Source organism: Pseudomonas fluorescens, from assembly GCF_902497785.1.
GTDB classification, from domain to species: Bacteria; Pseudomonadota; Gammaproteobacteria; order Pseudomonadales; family Pseudomonadaceae; genus Aquipseudomonas; species Aquipseudomonas fluorescens_BO.
The window spans coordinates 23,184-38,783 of record NZ_CABVHK010000019.1; the positions used below are offsets into that span (position 1 = coordinate 23,184).

Below are 15,600 nucleotides of genomic sequence, written 5' to 3' on the forward strand. Positions count from 1 at the left end.
GCCCGCGGCAGCTCCAACAGGCATTCCCCCGTAGGAGCTGCCGCAGGCTGCGATCTTTTTAGCGGTGATCTCCAAGCGCAGTAAAACATTCTTCAATCGACCGCCGCTGCGTCTCGGCATACAAGCCCAACTCATCAATCGTCGAGCGCCCCAGCGCTTTCTCAAACGCCTGCCGGTTCGAGTGCTCGGCGTACCGGGTTTGCGCGGCATCCCCCAGGTTCGACTGAAAAATCCCCGCCGCGCTGACCGGCAGGAAATCTTCGTACACCAGCGGTTCAACCCGCAGAAAACCACCGCTGAGCAAATCCTCCAGCGGCAGCGATTTAAGCGCGGCCGACCCCTGGCCTTTTTCCGTCACAAAATAGCGAAAGTACGCCAGTTCCTGTTGGCGCATGCCTTCAACCGTGTCAGGGAATTCGCTGAAGTGCTGCGCCATCAGCTCGTTGTAGCGTGCGGCGTTGCCTTCATTCGGGAAGTCCTTGAGCTCATCCCGCGCGGCATTCAGCAAACGGTCATACAGCGCCCGCCCTTTGGGAGTGAGCGCAGCGCCACGTTGCTCGATTTCACCAAAGCGGGCGCTGTGGCTGCCGCGGCTGTCGACTTGATCGGTGAACGCGACGGGCTCGTCCAGCGCCTTGAAACTGGTCTGGCGCAGCAGGATCGGGCATTGCCGGCGGGGCGGGCCCTCGATCACGGCTTTGGGGGTGATGCCATGGGCGGGCATTTGCGCCTGGACGATGTCGATGTCCAGCGTGCGCGGCGTCAAGTGGTTGATGTGCGGGCCCTTGAACGCTACAACGTCGGCGATCAGGCGATGCTGGGCGCTGAGTTGGCGGTACTGTTCGGCGGTGACCGTGGCGCTGTGGTGCCAGCGGAAGGTTTCCAGCGCCTGCTCGACGAAGTCTTGTGCTTGCGTTTCGGTGAGGCCGCCTTCGGTTTCGGCGTGCTCAATGAGTTCCAATGCGCGCTGCGTGAAGATCGAACGCCTGTCCAGTACCGACTGGGCAAAGGCACGCAGCTCCAGGTTTTCAATCAGTTCGAGGCGTAGCAGCGAGGTAAACACACGAAACGGGCTGACCTGCAACGCGGCCTCATGCACCGCGCGAAAGGCCGTCGAGTGCACCGGCACGCCGGCCGGGGTCAGGTCGTAATAGCCCACCGGCTGCATGCCCATCACCGAAAACAGTCGCGCGAGGGTGGCCAGTTCGCCGGCGGTGCCGACGCGGATGGCGCCGTGGCGCTCCATGTCCAGCCGCTGGATTTCGCCCGTGCTGTGCAACTGCCGGGCGACCTGAGGATCGCTCTCCAGCACATGGCGGTTGGTCTGTTCCACTAGTTCCATCAGCGCGCCGTAAAGCGGCACTTCCTCGCGGTACATGTCGGACATCGCTTTGGAGAAGCGTTGGCGGATCAGGTCAGGGCTGACATAGCTCGGTTGGCTCATGAAGATTTCCTGGCGCGGTGACGTAAAGGATGGGCAAAAGATCGCAGCCTTCAAGCGCGCCGACAAACGAAGAATCTTACGGACTTCATTCTGCAAAGGACTGCATCCTCAATGCATTCGCTGATCCTGGGGGCTTTCAAGGCGCTGGGATGCCAAAAACTCACGATACAACCGCGCCGTGCCCGCCGGCGCTTCGACCATGGGCATGTGCCCGATGCCGTCCCAGATTTCCACCCGCAAATCTTCGATGCCTTTGCTCCAGATCGCCACGCTGCTGACGTCGATCAAGCGATCCTTGCGCCCCCACAGCAACAGGGCCGGGCACTTGATCTCGGGCAGTTTCGGTTCCATCGGCGGGCTGGCGCGGAAGTCTTTGAAGATTTCTTCCAGCTCGTCCCTGGACTGTTCATAACGCTGGGCAATGGCGTCCAGCACCACGCCGGGCACCCAGGGTGGCTCCGCCATGGTCATGGCGTAGAAATAGCGGAATTCCTCTCGTGAGTGGATCAGGAACGGGTTGTGACCCCGGGCCAGGTGGCGCTCCATGTCGCTGGCTTCGGGCGCGGTGACGCCGGCCGGGTCGATCAGGGCCACGGACGCAATGCGCTCCGGGTAAGTCGCCGCCAGCCAGGCCGCCATGTACCCGCCCATCGAGTTGCCGACTACATGCACTTTCTCGACGCCGCAGACGTCGAGCAACTGGATCATCCGTTTGGCTTGCAAGGGAATGTCATAACCGCCGCCGGCCTTGAAGCCGGTTTCGCCATGACCGGCGATGTCGGGGATGATCACCCGGTAACTGCCGACAAAATGCCGGGCGAAGCGCAACCAGATATTTTTGTCGGCGCTGTAGCCGTGGAGCATCAGTACGCTGCTGGACGCTTCGTACGGCCCGCCTTGCCAGGTCGAGACGGTCATTTCCGCGATCGGTACGACGATTTTGTGCAGCCGATACAGCCTGGCCTCGGCCGCCATGTTCAAGTCATAGAGCCAATAACCGATGGCCGGGTAGCTCAACCAGCTCCAGGCCACGAACACCGCAATGACGACAACCAGCAAAAGCATCAGGCATCTTCCTCGTACGTGATCAGGACAGAATGTGGTCGGCGGTTTTCAGCGCCCGGGTCAAGCGGTGATAGCTGAAACTGAACCCCGGAAACATCGCGATCACATGACCGCTCTTGCTTTGATACCAGCTGTGACAGCCTCCGGACTTCCATACCGTGCGTTCCATCTCTCTGTGGATCATTTCAGTGTAGGTACGTTCTGCCTCGGGGCGAACTTCGATGCTGCGCAAACCCTGTTTTTTTAGCGTACGAATGCAATCGAGGATGTAGTTCATCTGCGATTCGATGATGAACAGCGCCGAGGTATGGCCGATGCCGGTGTTGGGCCCAGTGACGATAAACAGGTTGGGGAAGTCCGGCAGGCTGGTGCCGAGGTAGGCGCGGGGATAGGTCGCCCAGACATCCCTGAGTTGCCTGCCGTTTTTTCCGCAGACCGGATAGGAAATCACCCCGTCGGTGGCGTCATAACCGGTGGACCAGACGATCAGGTCCAGGTCGATGTGCCGGCCGTCCTGAGTGACGATGCCGGTTTCGTCGATGGACGCAATGCCCTGTTCGCGGCTGTGCAATGTCACATTGGGGCGGCCGAGTGCCGGGTACAGGGTGCTCGAAACGATCACCCGCTTGCAGCCGATCGCGTAATCCGGTGTCAGTTTGCGTCGCAGTTCGGCGTCCGGCACTTGCCGTTTGAGGAAGCGCAACGCGTGTTGCTGGACCATGCGGATCGCCGGTTTTGAGTACTTGAAGGCGATCACTCTGGTTTCAAATTGCCAGTAAATCAGCCAGCGCAGCAGTTTGTACGCCGGTCTGAGGCCGAGCAGCCAACGCTGGAAGGGGCCGAAAGTGCGGTCGGCCCGTGGCAGCACCCAGTGCGGGGTGCGCTGGAACACATGCAAATGGTCGACGTCTGGCGCTATCGCCGGTATGACCTGGGCCGCGCTGGCGCCGCTGCCGACGATGGCAACGCGTTTTTGCCGGTAGTCGTAGGTGTGATCCCAGTTGTTTGTATGAAAAGTCCTGCCCTGAAAGCGCTCCATGCCCTCGAAGTGCGGAACCACGGGCTGGCTCAGCGGCCCGGTGGCGTTAATCAGAAACCGGGCGTGGAACGAGCCCTTGCCGGCAGTGTGAACCGTCCAGCCTTTGGCATCGTCGTCCCATTCGATGCGCTTGACCTCGGCTTGCAGTTCCACCCGTTCGCGCAACCCGAAGTGGTCCACTATGTGATGGGTATAGCGATGCAGTTCGGCTTGATCGGCAAACATTTGCGTCCAGCGATAGGGCGCAAAGGACAGCGAGTAAAGCGGCGAGGGCACGTCAACGGCCGCCCCGGGGTAGGTGTTCTGGCACCAGGTGCCGCCGAAAAATTCCCGCCGTTCCAGCATCCGGAAATCGTCGATACCGGCCTTGAGCAAATTGATCGCCGCGCACTGCCCGCCAAAACCGCTGCCGATGATCAACACCTGAAAAGTGCGCATGGGCCTCCTTTTTTATCGTTATTGATTAACCCGCTCTTCATGTATAGCCAAACTTTCGACGCCCGCCTGACGGCAATACGCTGGTATTCACCCCGCCAGCCGGTGATGGCTATTTGAGGTTGCCCTGTTAGACTTCCACCACACCTGAAAACCCGGTGTCTGCAGGTTTCATTCAGTGGCGCAGAGGCTCAGATGGGAAAAGCGGTAGGAAAAGGACTTTCACTGACCAGGAGGCTTTACGCCTCGCGAACCCTGGGGCTGACCTTGGGATTGATCTGCGTCGGTGCCGCGATGTACCCGCTCGACCCGGCTCCGTGGGTGTGGGGGTTGATGCTCTTCAACGGTGTTTTATGGCCGCATGTGGCTTACCAATGGGCGCGTCGGTCACCGGTGCCCTACCACGCCGAACACCGTAATCTGATGATCGATGCCTTCCTCGGTGGCCTCTGGGTTGCCGCGATGCAGTTCAACCCGCTGCCGAGCGCAGCAACGCTGGCCATGATGGCGATGAACAACGTGGCGATTGGCGGCTTGCGCTTTATGTTGGCCGGGACCGTTGCGCAAATCCTCGGGATCGGCGTCGGGTTCGTGGTGTTTGCGCCGACCTTCATTCCTGAAACCAGCCAATGGCAACTGTATGCCTGTTTGCCGTTGCTGTGTCTGTATCCGCTGGCACTGGGCTGGATCTGCTTTCGCCAAGCCACCACGTTGGGCCGGCACAAGCGCGAGTTGCTGGCCTTGAGCCGTACCGACAGCCTCACCGGCCTGCTCAACCACGGTGCCTGGAAGGATCAGCTGGAAGTTGAATTCCAGCGCTGCAAACGTCGGGATCACGGCGGGGCGATTGCGTTGATCGACATCGACCATTTCAAAACCATCAACGACACCTACGGCCATGTCGCCGGGGACACTGTGTTGCGTCAGCTGAGCAAGATGCTCAATCAGAACCTGCGGGCGGCTGACGTGGCGGGCCGTTACGGCGGCGACGAGTTCTGTGTGATCCTTCCGGACGTCGCGCTCGAGAGCGCGGCTGCCGTCATGGATGCCCTGCGTGATCGCTTCGCCACCCTCGGTTACGAACAGAATCCGGCGCTGAAAGTCAGCCTGAGCATTGGCCTCGCCGCGTTCAATCCGGCGCACACTGACGCAACACTGTGGCTCAACGATGCCGATCAGGCACTTTACGAAGCCAAGACCACCGGGCGCAATCGGGTGATCTGTAGCGGTGATGGCAAGCCCCGTGTCGAACTGCTCGACCCGGTCTGAAAGCCCGAACCAATACCTATGTGGGAGCGAGCCAGCTCGCGAAAGGGCCGTGTGATTCATTATTAGTGTGCGAGCCTGTCTGCGGATGTCGATACCCGATGCTGTTCCGGTTGTTCATTTAGACGGTTGCCACTCCCCATTCAACTGCGACAACGTCTGTTCATAAAAGGCTATCTCCCCCGTCGCGATACCCGGATGGGTCGGCAAATAGTCTTCGTCGAAACACCAGGCCTGGGCGCCCTCGGTTAACACGGGCGCATGGATGACTACGCTCAGTGAAGAGGACAAGCATTGCGGCGGTAGCTGACTGTGCACTTCGTAAAAGGGTTCCATATGCAGTACTTCTCCCGGTGCCAGTTTCTGGATTGTTTCTTCGCCTAAAGGAGGACGAACTCCGGCGCTGAGTGGCAGCCGGGTTAGAATCTTGCGTTTTATGGTGGTGTAGCCATCGCCGCTGTAATGCACTGCGTAAATTTCGAAATCATGGGTATGGTTCAGATCATAGATAAAAGTTTCTCTTTCATCCTGACTGGAAACAGGCGCCCAGAACCCGAGCCGAATAGAGTAGGCATCTGTGTAATACAGCACAAACGCGTAGGCGTTGTACAAACTGTTTTTGGTGCTGTAGCCGTCACGCTGGATCGTGTTGTAAAGGTGCTCACTTAACAACGTCCTGTTTGTCGCAAGTTCACGCAGATCAGCAATGATGGCTGGTTTGTCATGATCCAGGTCGTAGGAGTCCATGCGTTCGATAAAGGTTTTCAGTTTCATGCCATTTCACTCATGTGCTGGTCCAGCAAATCATTGAGACGGGTGTTTTGCAGCTTCCTCAGGAGGGGGGCATAACCCAGCGCAGTGTCGGCATTGTCCAGATGAATTATTTGAAAGGCCTTCCAGGCAACAGCCGGGTGGTAGTGATATATCAGCTCTTCAGCCACTTTGCCGGCTCCGGGGTCGTGGGTTGCTTCGAGCAATTCCAGGCTGACGAGATAGCGGGCGGCGCTATCGTCATGGGGGAACCAGGCAGTTTTTTGCAGTGACTCGCGATTGAAAACGCTGATGTCCGCGATCGAGTCCGGGAAATTGAGGCTGCCAATAAACGCGGGATGGCCGGTGCCGTACGGATTGGAGTCGTACAGGTCCTTGGTGCCGTTTATGAACAACGGGTTGCTGGCGTCCACGACGATCAGCTCCCCGGGAGTCAGATGGTCGCCTTCACATTGATAAAGCTGGATCGGAAACGACTGCGCATCGATAGCAAACAAGATGCTGTTTCCGGGAACAGAATAGAGCTGTTCAGGCGCGGGGGCGAAGTCAGGCGCCTTCAGACTGATGTTGCCATGACTGTTGCTGTACAGGGTCAATCTTCCGACATGAGTATTGGTCAGTTTCATGATCTCGGCGCTGTGAGATATATCCACACTGTGGGCTGACTGTCTGGGTAGCTGGTTTGCCAAACGTTTGATTTCGACGCTCATGTCAAGCGCCTGAATGTGCGCGATGATGTGTGAGGGGGGCAGGTTGGAATCGAGTATTTCCTTAATCATGAGGAGCCTCGTTTGTTTGATTACAGTTCTATAAGCAGGCGTCAGCGGCTGTTTGAAGCCGCCGCTGGCGCCGGTTGTTTATGTGTGTAATTAAAGGCATCAGTTGCTGATAAGATTAATGGGTCAATCGATTAGTCTTTGAGGGTGTCCCAGACTTTCTTGATTTCGTGAATGTTAGCCACGTTATAGCGAGTTGTGACTCTGCCGCAGGTGATTTCATTGTCAGACTGAGCCTGAGTGTTGATCACGTTGCTTCCAGCACGTAACAAAGGGCAGTTGTTCCAGTTTTCAGTAGCGTAATTCATAAATACTTCCTTTTTGTTTTTAGGTTTGAGCGGCAATTAACCGCCCGGGCTTTTAGGAGTGGCATGGTTTTGAAAGTTGCTGTTTGCATTTCCGAATCTACATCGGATATGTTTTAAGCGTTTTCAGATTAGAGGGGGTGCAAGTTAGTTGCAACTCAATAGTTGTTATTAAATATTGGTATTCTATTGTTTGATTATGTAATGTTTTCAAACACAGGTGAAAGCTGATCGTCTCCCGATCCCGGGCGATCCTGCCGGTGACATTGCGTCTACCGGCCGGATCAAAAGGCGCCTTTTTGCAGCAGCCTCAGAGCGTTCTCATTCCTTGACGCTCATGAATTCTTCCGCCCAGCGAATGTACTCTTCAGGTTGCGTGTACGTATGCGTCAACTCGGTCGCGCTCAAATCCGACGCCTGAGTGAAGATCTGGCGTTGTTCCCGCAGGCTGTCATACGTTGCCTTGATCGCAGCGAAATAGGCGCCATGCCCGTCAATGGTGACGCGCACACCAAGTTCGGCCAGGCGTTTGTCGTCGCGCAGCAGCGGATTGCCGTAGGTGACCAGCATCAGCGGCACGCTCAAATGCTCTGCAATCTGTTCGAGGTGATCGAAGTCGCGCACGCCCACCATGCAGATCCCGTCGGCACCGGCGGCCTGGTATTGCCGGGTGCGGCTGATCACTTTCTGAACCGGCAGGATCCCTGCGTTGGTGCGGGCAATGACTGCCATCTCTGAATCGACCCGGGCTTCCAGCCCTGCGCGAATCTTGCCGACACCTTCGGCCACGCTGATCAGGTCGGTGGACTTGCGGCCGAACTGAGCGGGCAGCAGCGTATCTTCGATGGTCAGCGCAGCGATGCCCGCACGTTCGAGTTCGACGATGGTACGCATGACGTTGAGTGCGTTGCCGTAGCCGTGGTCGGCGTCGGCAATGACCGGCAATTGGGCGACGCGGCCGATGCGGGTGGCTTGCTCAGCGAATTCGCTGAGGGTGATCAGGGCGAAATCGGGAGCGCCGAGTACCTGCAGCGAGGCGACCGACCCGCCCAGGATACCCACTTCAAAACCCAGGTCTCCGGCGATCCGTGCCGACATCGGGTCGAAGACCGACGCTGTGTGATAGCAGGTGTTGGAAGCGAACAGCTCGCGGAAATGACGGCGTAAATCCTGATGTGACAGCCTGGACATGTGAGTTCCACCAATGCAATGGGAATGGAATGGCTTGAGCAAGAGTGTCAACGCCGAAGATACAAAAGGCTATCACGCGGAGGGGGAAACAATGATGACGAATTTTCTGGGCCGCAAGGTCTGATGACAGGTACGGCCACCAGGCTCACAAACAAGGCTGCAGATCGGGGCCGTCCACAGCCTGCATGATGTGATCGACGCGCACGTTTTCAGGCGTGTGCTGGTAACGCAGTATTCGAGCTTATCGGCTGAGGCGTATGTTGTGTTTCCGCCAGCTGCCAGTATTTTTTTATCTCGTGGATATTTCCGATATTCAGTCGAGGCGTTGCGCCCCAACAATCAATAGTGTGTGCCTTTTGCGTAGCCGTATTGAGGATGTCCGTTTTTGCGCAAAAGAGAGGGGTGTTGGTCCAGTTGGAAGTTGCATGTGGCATTGCACTGTCTCGTTGTATTGATTTAATTGAGACTTTGAGTATGGGGAGGGGGCTCCTTGCAGGCAATTCGGGAGTTGTTAGTTTTTATAGTGAGTTGTTATTGAATGTTTTCGGGCGGTGCCCGTTACGCGGCTACAGCCTGCCTTTGCTGATTGAGCAGGGGCACTGCGCGGACCGAGTCACCGGGTTGCAGTTGCAGGCGTTTGGCAGTCAGGCGGTCGACAATCAGGCTGTTGCCCACCCGTCTGGCCGGAGCGGCGGTGATTCGGCAGTTTTCCAGTCGGCGGTTGTGAATCAGCCAGACCGGAGACTGGTCGTCTGGCACGCCGATGGCAAGCGCCAAGGGTTGACTGTCGCGCACCGTGCGAATGTTTGACAGGGGGGCTTCTATCACCGGGCCGGCGTCGAAGATGTCGATGTAACCCTTGTGAGTGAAACCTTCGGCGGTCAGGATTTTTAATGCCGGCTCGGTGTTCGAGTGCGCCTTGCCGATGACCGCCTGGGCTTGTTCGGTCAGCAGGCAGGTGTAAAGCGGTTGGCGTGGCATCAGTTCGGCGATGAAGGATTTGCTGCCCAGCCCCGACAAATGATCGGCATGGCTGAACTCCATCTTGAAGAAGTGCCGCCCAAGGCTGTCCCAGAAGGGTGAGCAGCCATTTTCATCGGCGCTGCCGCGCAGTTCGGCGATCAGTTTTTCGCCAAACAGGTGCGCAAATTCGGCCACGAACAGCAAACGTCCCAGCGACAGCAATCGTCCATTACTGCCCTGACGTTGATCGGGTCGCAAAAACAGCGAGCAGATTTCCGATTGCCCGGTCATTTCGTTGTTCAGAAACAGTGTGGGAATCTGCCGCTGAATGCCCAGGTCCGGTGAGGAGCTGACCGTCAGCCCGACCCGATAGTTGTACCAGGGCTCGCGCAAACCCACGGCCCCCGTCAGGGCGCTGACACCCACCACTTGCTGATCGTCATCTTCGAGCACGAACAGGTAGTCGGCGTCGGCGCGTTCGACCTGTTCGGCGAAGGTTCTTTGTGCCCAGCGCACCCGGTGGGCCAGACGGTCCTCGTTGGCCGGCAGGGTGGTGAACCCCGGGCCGGCTTCCCGCACCAGCGCCAGCAGGGCGGGCAAGTCGGTGACGTGAACCGGGCGGACGATCATGATGCTGTTCCTTCTACGGGCTGGCGCGTTCGGCGGGCACGGGGCGGGATAAAACTCACAGGGCGATCACCCGGACGGGGCCACCGTCGGTCACGTTCAGGGCGGTACACATCTTGGCGCTCAAGGCCACAGGTCGCCCAGGGTTGTAATCCAGATCGGCGACGATGGCGCGAAAGTCCTTCAGTGAATCGTTGCTCACCAGATAGCGGCCGCGGGCATCGATGGCGTCGACCGGCGTCACCTCGGCGATTTCGCTCTGGGCGATGGAGCGAATGTTGGCGAGACGTGCATACAAGGTCGGCCCCCCGTCGAACAGATCGATGTAGCTGTTGGTCTCGAAGCCCTCGCGTTCAAGGATATCGAATGCCTCCTGACCCTCGGGGTGGATCCGGCCGATACAGTCTTGCGCCGCTTGGGACAGCATGGGCACATAGATCGGGTAGTGCGGCATCAATTCGGCGAGGAACGTCCTGCTCTCGAGTCCGCACAGGCGCTCCGCCTCGGGGTAGGGCAGGTCGAAGAAGTGCTTGCCCAGCGCATCCCAGAACGGTGACCGCCCTTGTTCGTCGCTGTAGCCGACGATTTCGGTGATCACCGCTTCGGCAAAGCGTCCGGTGTGGGCAGCGATAAACATCAGTCGCGCGCGCGACAGCAATTCGGCAGACGGAGTGCCCACCAGCGCCGTATCGATGTGAAAACCCCGCAGCAGCGTGTGGCCGCTGAGATCGTGGCACAACGACAACGCTGGCACACCGTGCTCGATGTTCAGTTCTCGCGAGGCACTGGTGAAGTGGCGGTTGCGCAGACTGTAGAAGGGTTCGTTGAAGCCGGCGGTGGCCAGGATTTCCGAACAGCCCGCCAGGCGCTGGTTCGTCAGGTCCTCCAGCACGAAGAAGTAATTTTCCGGACCATGCCCCTGGACGTCTTTACCCAATGAATCGCAGGAATCGAGGATCCGTTCACGCAGGCGTTCGGTGTCGTCTGGCAAGGATGTGACCCCGACCAGGCTTTCGCGCGCCAGTCGCTGCAACTGCGGCAGGTCAGTTAACTCCACTGGGCGTAAGACCAGCATGGATGCACTCCTGTATCAAAGGGCTCGGCGGTTGGCTCGAACCTGACTATCACTGTCGGTTTCCACGCATTGCATCGGCGGTCGCTGGACTGGTTTTCCGGCGTCGCTCTTTTTTTAGTCAGCTGTTACTCGGGACAACATTGTGACGGCGGCACGATGTATTGACCGGCCGGTCGGGGTTTCGGGGGCTTGGGTGGTAGTCGGTGTGGCTGGGAAAGGGCATCCGGGCTCCTGCTGGATGGGGTGTTTAGATTGCATAATCCGTTGGCGCAGTATTTATTTAACCCGCGCCTCATGTCTAGTGAATTTTTGTGCAGTCGTTTCCGCCCTCAAATGCGACGAAATGCCCGTCTGCCGGGGGCTACGCGGATGTCGATCAGTTTTGTAGGTTCTCGCTGACAAGGTTGTCGGACATAGCCGCTTTTCAGACTTAATGCGTGTTTAGCGAGGAAAACGAAACGCCCGCCATCGCGTTTCTTACGGCACAATTGGACGGTTCGGCGTGGTTTTACGCTGTTTTTTTCCATTGAATGAGTGAGCTTTCGTGCAGGCGACCCGTTTGACTCTGATGTGCCACGCTCGAACCGTCGCACAGAAACTGGCGCGCTTTCCTACGGATGAGCCTGTGGAGATGGATTGGCAATCGACGAAGGGTTCCCTTCGCTCCAGGTTTACGGGGACACCACGTCTGGTTTGCGGTCCGGAACAGCGCACGCGGCAAACCGCCGAGCTGTTAGGGACCGACGTTGAAATAAACGAAGCTCTGCGAGATTGCGACTTCGGACGCTGGAACGGCAAGCGAATTGACGACCTGCAGAAGAGCGAACCCGAGACGCTGCAGGCCTGGCTCGATGATCCGTGTTCTGCACCCCACGGTGGCGAGTCGGTGGCGCACGTTCAAGTACGGGTCACCGCCTGGCTGGCAACGTTGCAAGCCACACCGGGGCATGTTGTGGCGGTCACCCATCCATTTGTAATCCGCGCCGCCCTGGCTCATGTGCTGCAAAGCCCGGTGTCCAACCTGATCGACGTCGAGCCGCTCGGCGTCATCGAATTGCGATTCAACGGTCGCTGGCGCTTGCGTTTGACAGGCACTGGCCGCGAGGAAACATGTTGATGAAAAAGCTGATGATCATCGGCATCGGTGCCGGCAACCCTGACTACGTCACGATGCAGGCCGTGAAGGCATTAAACATCGTTGACGTTTTTTTTCTCATGGACAAAGGCCAGAGCAAAAACCAGCTGATCGATCTGCGTCGCGAGATTTGTTCGCGCTACATCACCGATCACGACTACCGCTTTGTTGAAGCCGACTGCCCTGAGCGCGAGCGCGGCGATGTGGACTACAAGGCCAGTGTGGAAGATCTGAACCTCGCCAAGCAGCTGACCTTTGAACGCTTGATCAACGAGGAATTGTCCGACGGCCAGTGCGGTGGTTTTCTGGTGTGGGGCGATCCGGCGTTGTATGACAGCACCCTGCGGATTTTGCAGGCGATTCTGGCGTCAGGCCGATGCGCCTTCGAGTTTGAAGTGATCCCGGGTATCACCAGCGTTCAGGCCTTGGCGGCGCAGCATAAAGTACCGCTGAATCGCATCGGTCGCTCGATTGAAATCACCACCGGCCGGCGGTTGGCGGCCGGGCAGGTGAGCGATGCCGACAGCCTGGTGGTAATGCTCGATGCGCAAGATTCCTACCAGCATGTGGCTGATCCGCTGACAGAGATTTACTGGGGGGCTTACTTGGGGACGCCGGATGAAATACTCATCAGCGGCACGCTCAAGGATGTGGCGGATGAGATCGAACGGGTGCGCAAGGCGGCGCGGTTGGCCAATGGGTGGATTATGGATACCTATCTGTTGCGCAAGCCGTGAATGCATTGGTGTCTGCGCCGGCCTTCGCGAGCAGGCTCGCTCCCACAGGATTCTGCAACACTGAAGATCTATTGTGGGAGCGAGCCTGCTCGCGAAAGGGCTGGCGAAGACACCTCACATAATCGCTTTGACCCCACGCCCAAATCGCTCCCGATACACCGACGGTGGCACGCCCACCACATTGCGAAACGCCACCCGGAAACTTTCCACCGAGCGATAACCGCAGCGTTCGGCAATCTGCTCGGTGTTCTGGCTCGTGCTCTCCAGCAACTCACGGGCCCTGGCCAGCCGCTCATGCTGCAACCACGCCTTGGGCGGCATTCCGGTCGCTTCAATAAACCGGCGCAGGAAAGTCCGCTCACTCATGGCCGCCTCGCTGGCGAGGTCGCGAACCTCCAGCGGTTCATGCAAGCGCTCCCGGACCCATTGCATGACGCGTGACAGGTCGCTGCGCGGTACAGGACTGAGCGGTGTCGGAATGAACTGCGCCTGACCGCCGGTGCGTTGCGGCGCCATGACCAGTCGCCGCGCCACGGCGTTGGCCACTTGCGTACCGAAATCGCGCGTCACCAGGTGCAGGCAGGCATCAATGCCGGCGGCGCTGCCCGCCGAGGTGATCAGTTGGCCCGAATCGACGTAGAGCACGTCCGGGTCCACTAGGATATTCGGGAAACGTTCAGCCAGTTCCGAGGCGTAACGCCAATGCGTGGTGGCGCCGTGACCGTCGAGCAAACCCGTCGCCGCCAGCACAAACACGCCGGAGCAGATCGACAGCAGCCGCGCACCGCGCGCATGGGCCTGACGCAGGGCGGTGATCAACGCTTCAGGCACCGGGGCGCTGCGATCGCGCCAGCCGGGAATGATGATGGTCCGCGCATCAGCGAGCAATTCCAGGCCACCATCGGCCAGCACTTGAATCCCGCCCATGGCGCGCATCGGCCCTTGATCCACGGCGGCGATCCGGTGTTCGTACCACGGGAAATCGAACTCCGGGCGCGCCAGACCGAAGATCTCCACGGCAATGCCGAACTCGAAAGTGCACAGGCCGTCGTAGGCCAGAATGGCGACCAATCCAGGGGTGGGCTGCATTTGGCGGAAAGTTCCCGGTCAGTGTCTTGTGCGCCACTGTAGCGGCAAGCGAGCGGCGGATAAAGTCTTCTCACACCCAACAAGACTTTGGAGTACAGCCCATGACCAGCCTGGTCCGCACGATTCCCGCCGCCCCCTCGGCGATTGCCCTGATGCATTTCAGCAACCGTCTGACCTTTGAAACCGATTGTTCCGACGTCTACGGCAGCCAGCAGGCGGGTGACGTGGATTTTGTGCTGGTGGATGTGCGCGGGCCGCTGGCGTTCGAGCGCGGCCACGTGCCGGGCGCAATCAATTTTCCGGGGCGATTGCTGACGGCTGAAGGGCTGGCGGGCTACGGGACGTCCACACTGTTCGTGGTGTATTGCGCCGGCCCCCACTGCAACGGCGCCAACAAGGCCGCGGTGAAGCTGGCGGCGCTGGGTTATCCGGTCAAGGAAATGATCGGCGGGGTGACCGGGTGGCTGGATGAAGGGTTCGAGTTGCGTACGCCAGCGCCGCGATCGGCCAATGGAGTGATGGGTTGCGAATGTTGAGGTGAGTTGAAAAAAGATCGCAGCCTGCGGCAGCTCCTACAGAGAAATGCATTCTTCTGTAGGAGATGCCGCAGGCTGCGATCTTTTGACCTTGCCGCTTGCTTGCCCGTCTACAGCCGCTCTAGACTGCCCGCCACTTCGGTTTTGTCCAATAAAAAAGCGCTGACCGAAAGCTACCAATCGAACGCTGCCAATAAAAGCCTCCGCCAACAGGAGTTATAAATGAAGAAGCTAGTGATGTTCGGTGCCCTGGCACTGTCGATGTTGTCCCTGACTGCTGTGGCCGATGACGCCAAGCCGATCCGCATCGGTATCGAAGCCGGTTACCCGCCATTCTCGATGAAAACCCCTGACGGCAAACTCACCGGTTTCGATGTCGATATCGGCGACGCGCTGTGCGAACAGATGAAAGTGAAATGTACGTGGGTCGAGCAAGAGTTCGACGGCCTGATCCCGGCGCTGAAGGTCAAGAAAATCGACGCGATCCTGTCGTCCATGACCATCACTGACGATCGTAAAAAGAACGTCGACTTCACCATCAAGTATTACCACACGCCGGCGCGCTTCGTGATGAAGGCCGGCAGCGACGTTAAAGACCCGCTGACCGAGCTCAAGGGCAAGAAAGTCGGTGTGCTGCGCGCCAGTACCCACGACCGCTTCGCCACTGAAGTGCTGCAACCGGCCGGCATCGTTCTGGTGCGTTACGGCTCCCAGCAGGAAGCCAACCTGGACATGGTCTCCGGCCGCCTCGACGCGACGCTGGCCGACTCGGTCACCCTCGACGACGGTTTCCTGAAAACCGACGCGGGCAAAGGCTTCGCATTTGTTGGCCCGACCTACGAAGACGCCAAGTACTTCGGCGGCGGTGCGGGTATCGCAGTGCGCAAGGGTGATAAAGAGCTGGCGGACAAATTCAACACCGCCATCACTGAAATTCGCGCCAACGGCAAGTACAAGCAAGTGCAGGACAAGTACTTCGCGTTCGATGTTTACGGCGAGTAATTCAGCCGCGTGAAAAAGTGGCAACCGTTGATGCGGTTGCCACTTTTTTTTTGCTCATAATTTATTTTGCCAACCACATTTCCGTGTAGGAGCTGCCGCAGGCTGCGATCTTTTGACTTTTTTAAGCAAGATCAAAAGATCGCA

General features: G+C 58.4%; 15 protein-coding genes. 5 read left to right on the forward strand and 10 right to left on the reverse strand.

Going from position 1 to position 15,600, the window contains the following annotated elements:
- Positions 1–58 precede the first annotated feature (58 nt).
- The 3 genes from F8N62_RS25050 to F8N62_RS25060 all read right to left on the reverse strand — a co-directional run bounded on the left by F8N62_RS25050 (position 59) and on the right by F8N62_RS25060 (position 3,986).
- Entirely contained in the window at positions 59–1,444 is a 1,386-nt protein-coding gene (locus F8N62_RS25050; protein WP_150713187.1) for a VOC family protein, read from the reverse strand.
- A gap of 108 nt (positions 1,445–1,552) precedes the next feature.
- Positions 1,553–2,509, reverse strand: coding sequence for an alpha/beta fold hydrolase (locus F8N62_RS25055; protein ID WP_150713188.1), 957 nt, complete (start codon positions 2,507–2,509; stop codon positions 1,553–1,555).
- A gap of 22 nt (positions 2,510–2,531) precedes the next feature.
- A complete protein-coding gene (locus tag F8N62_RS25060) occupies positions 2,532–3,986 on the reverse strand; it encodes a flavin-containing monooxygenase (RefSeq protein ID WP_150713189.1) in 1,455 nt (484 codons plus the stop codon).
- 192 nt (positions 3,987–4,178) lie between these two features.
- Here F8N62_RS25060 and F8N62_RS25065 point away from each other — a divergent pair, with 192 nt between their 5' ends.
- The gene (locus F8N62_RS25065) at positions 4,179–5,252 is read left to right on the forward strand and encodes a diguanylate cyclase (protein ID WP_150713190.1); all 1,074 of its coding nucleotides are present in this window, start codon (positions 4,179–4,181) and stop codon (positions 5,250–5,252) included.
- Between the two features lie 114 nt (positions 5,253–5,366).
- Here F8N62_RS25065 and F8N62_RS25070 read toward each other — a convergent pair whose 3' ends face one another.
- From F8N62_RS25070 to F8N62_RS25095, 6 genes are all read right to left on the reverse strand, one after another.
- Positions 5,367–6,023: a transposase gene (locus F8N62_RS25070; RefSeq protein ID WP_150713191.1), complete on the reverse strand. Its 657-nt coding sequence runs from the start codon at positions 6,021–6,023 to the stop codon at positions 5,367–5,369.
- On the reverse strand, positions 6,020–6,799 hold the full coding sequence (locus tag F8N62_RS25075; RefSeq protein WP_150713192.1) for a hypothetical protein: 780 nt from the start codon (positions 6,797–6,799) through the stop codon (positions 6,020–6,022). The genes F8N62_RS25070 and F8N62_RS25075 overlap by 4 nt, the downstream gene beginning before the upstream one ends.
- A 131-nt stretch (positions 6,800–6,930) precedes the next feature.
- Positions 6,931–7,104, reverse strand: coding sequence for a hypothetical protein (locus tag F8N62_RS31585; RefSeq protein WP_191632438.1), 174 nt, complete (start codon positions 7,102–7,104; stop codon positions 6,931–6,933).
- A gap of 318 nt (positions 7,105–7,422) precedes the next feature.
- A complete protein-coding gene (locus F8N62_RS25080) occupies positions 7,423–8,292 on the reverse strand; it encodes an isocitrate lyase/PEP mutase family protein (protein ID WP_150713193.1) in 870 nt (289 codons plus the stop codon).
- A 558-nt stretch (positions 8,293–8,850) separates the two neighbouring features.
- Positions 8,851–9,885 carry an arginine N-succinyltransferase gene (astA, locus tag F8N62_RS25090; RefSeq protein WP_150713195.1) on the reverse strand — a complete coding sequence of 345 codons (1,035 nt, stop codon included), beginning with the start codon at positions 9,883–9,885 and terminating at the stop codon, positions 8,851–8,853.
- A 55-nt stretch (positions 9,886–9,940) separates the two neighbouring features.
- Positions 9,941–10,957, reverse strand: coding sequence for an arginine N-succinyltransferase (locus F8N62_RS25095; protein ID WP_150713196.1), 1,017 nt, complete (start codon positions 10,955–10,957; stop codon positions 9,941–9,943).
- Between the two features lie 544 nt (positions 10,958–11,501).
- Here F8N62_RS25095 and F8N62_RS25100 point away from each other — a divergent pair.
- Both F8N62_RS25100 and cobF read left to right on the forward strand, forming a co-directional pair.
- On the forward strand, positions 11,502–12,074 hold the full coding sequence (locus F8N62_RS25100) for a histidine phosphatase family protein (protein ID WP_150713197.1): 573 nt from the start codon (positions 11,502–11,504) through the stop codon (positions 12,072–12,074).
- Complete coding sequence (gene cobF / locus F8N62_RS25105; RefSeq protein WP_150713198.1) at positions 12,074–12,829, forward strand: precorrin-6A synthase (deacetylating); 756 nt, start codon at positions 12,074–12,076, stop codon at positions 12,827–12,829. Before F8N62_RS25100 ends, cobF begins: the two co-directional genes overlap by 1 nt.
- A gap of 114 nt (positions 12,830–12,943) precedes the next feature.
- On the opposite strand, the gene ftrA is transcribed toward cobF, so the two are convergent.
- A complete protein-coding gene (gene ftrA, locus F8N62_RS25110; RefSeq protein WP_150713199.1) occupies positions 12,944–13,918 on the reverse strand; it encodes a transcriptional regulator FtrA in 975 nt (324 codons plus the stop codon).
- Between the two features lie 101 nt (positions 13,919–14,019).
- On the opposite strand from ftrA, the gene F8N62_RS25115 reads away from it, so the two are divergent.
- Together F8N62_RS25115 and F8N62_RS25120 are read left to right on the forward strand one after the other, a co-directional pair.
- Positions 14,020–14,454, forward strand: coding sequence for a rhodanese-like domain-containing protein (locus F8N62_RS25115; protein ID WP_150713200.1), 435 nt, complete (start codon positions 14,020–14,022; stop codon positions 14,452–14,454).
- Positions 14,455–14,676: 222 nt separating this feature from the next.
- Positions 14,677–15,456, forward strand: a complete 780-nt coding sequence (locus F8N62_RS25120) for an ABC transporter substrate-binding protein (protein ID WP_150713201.1) — start codon at positions 14,677–14,679, stop codon at positions 15,454–15,456.
- Positions 15,457–15,600 lie beyond the last annotated feature (144 nt).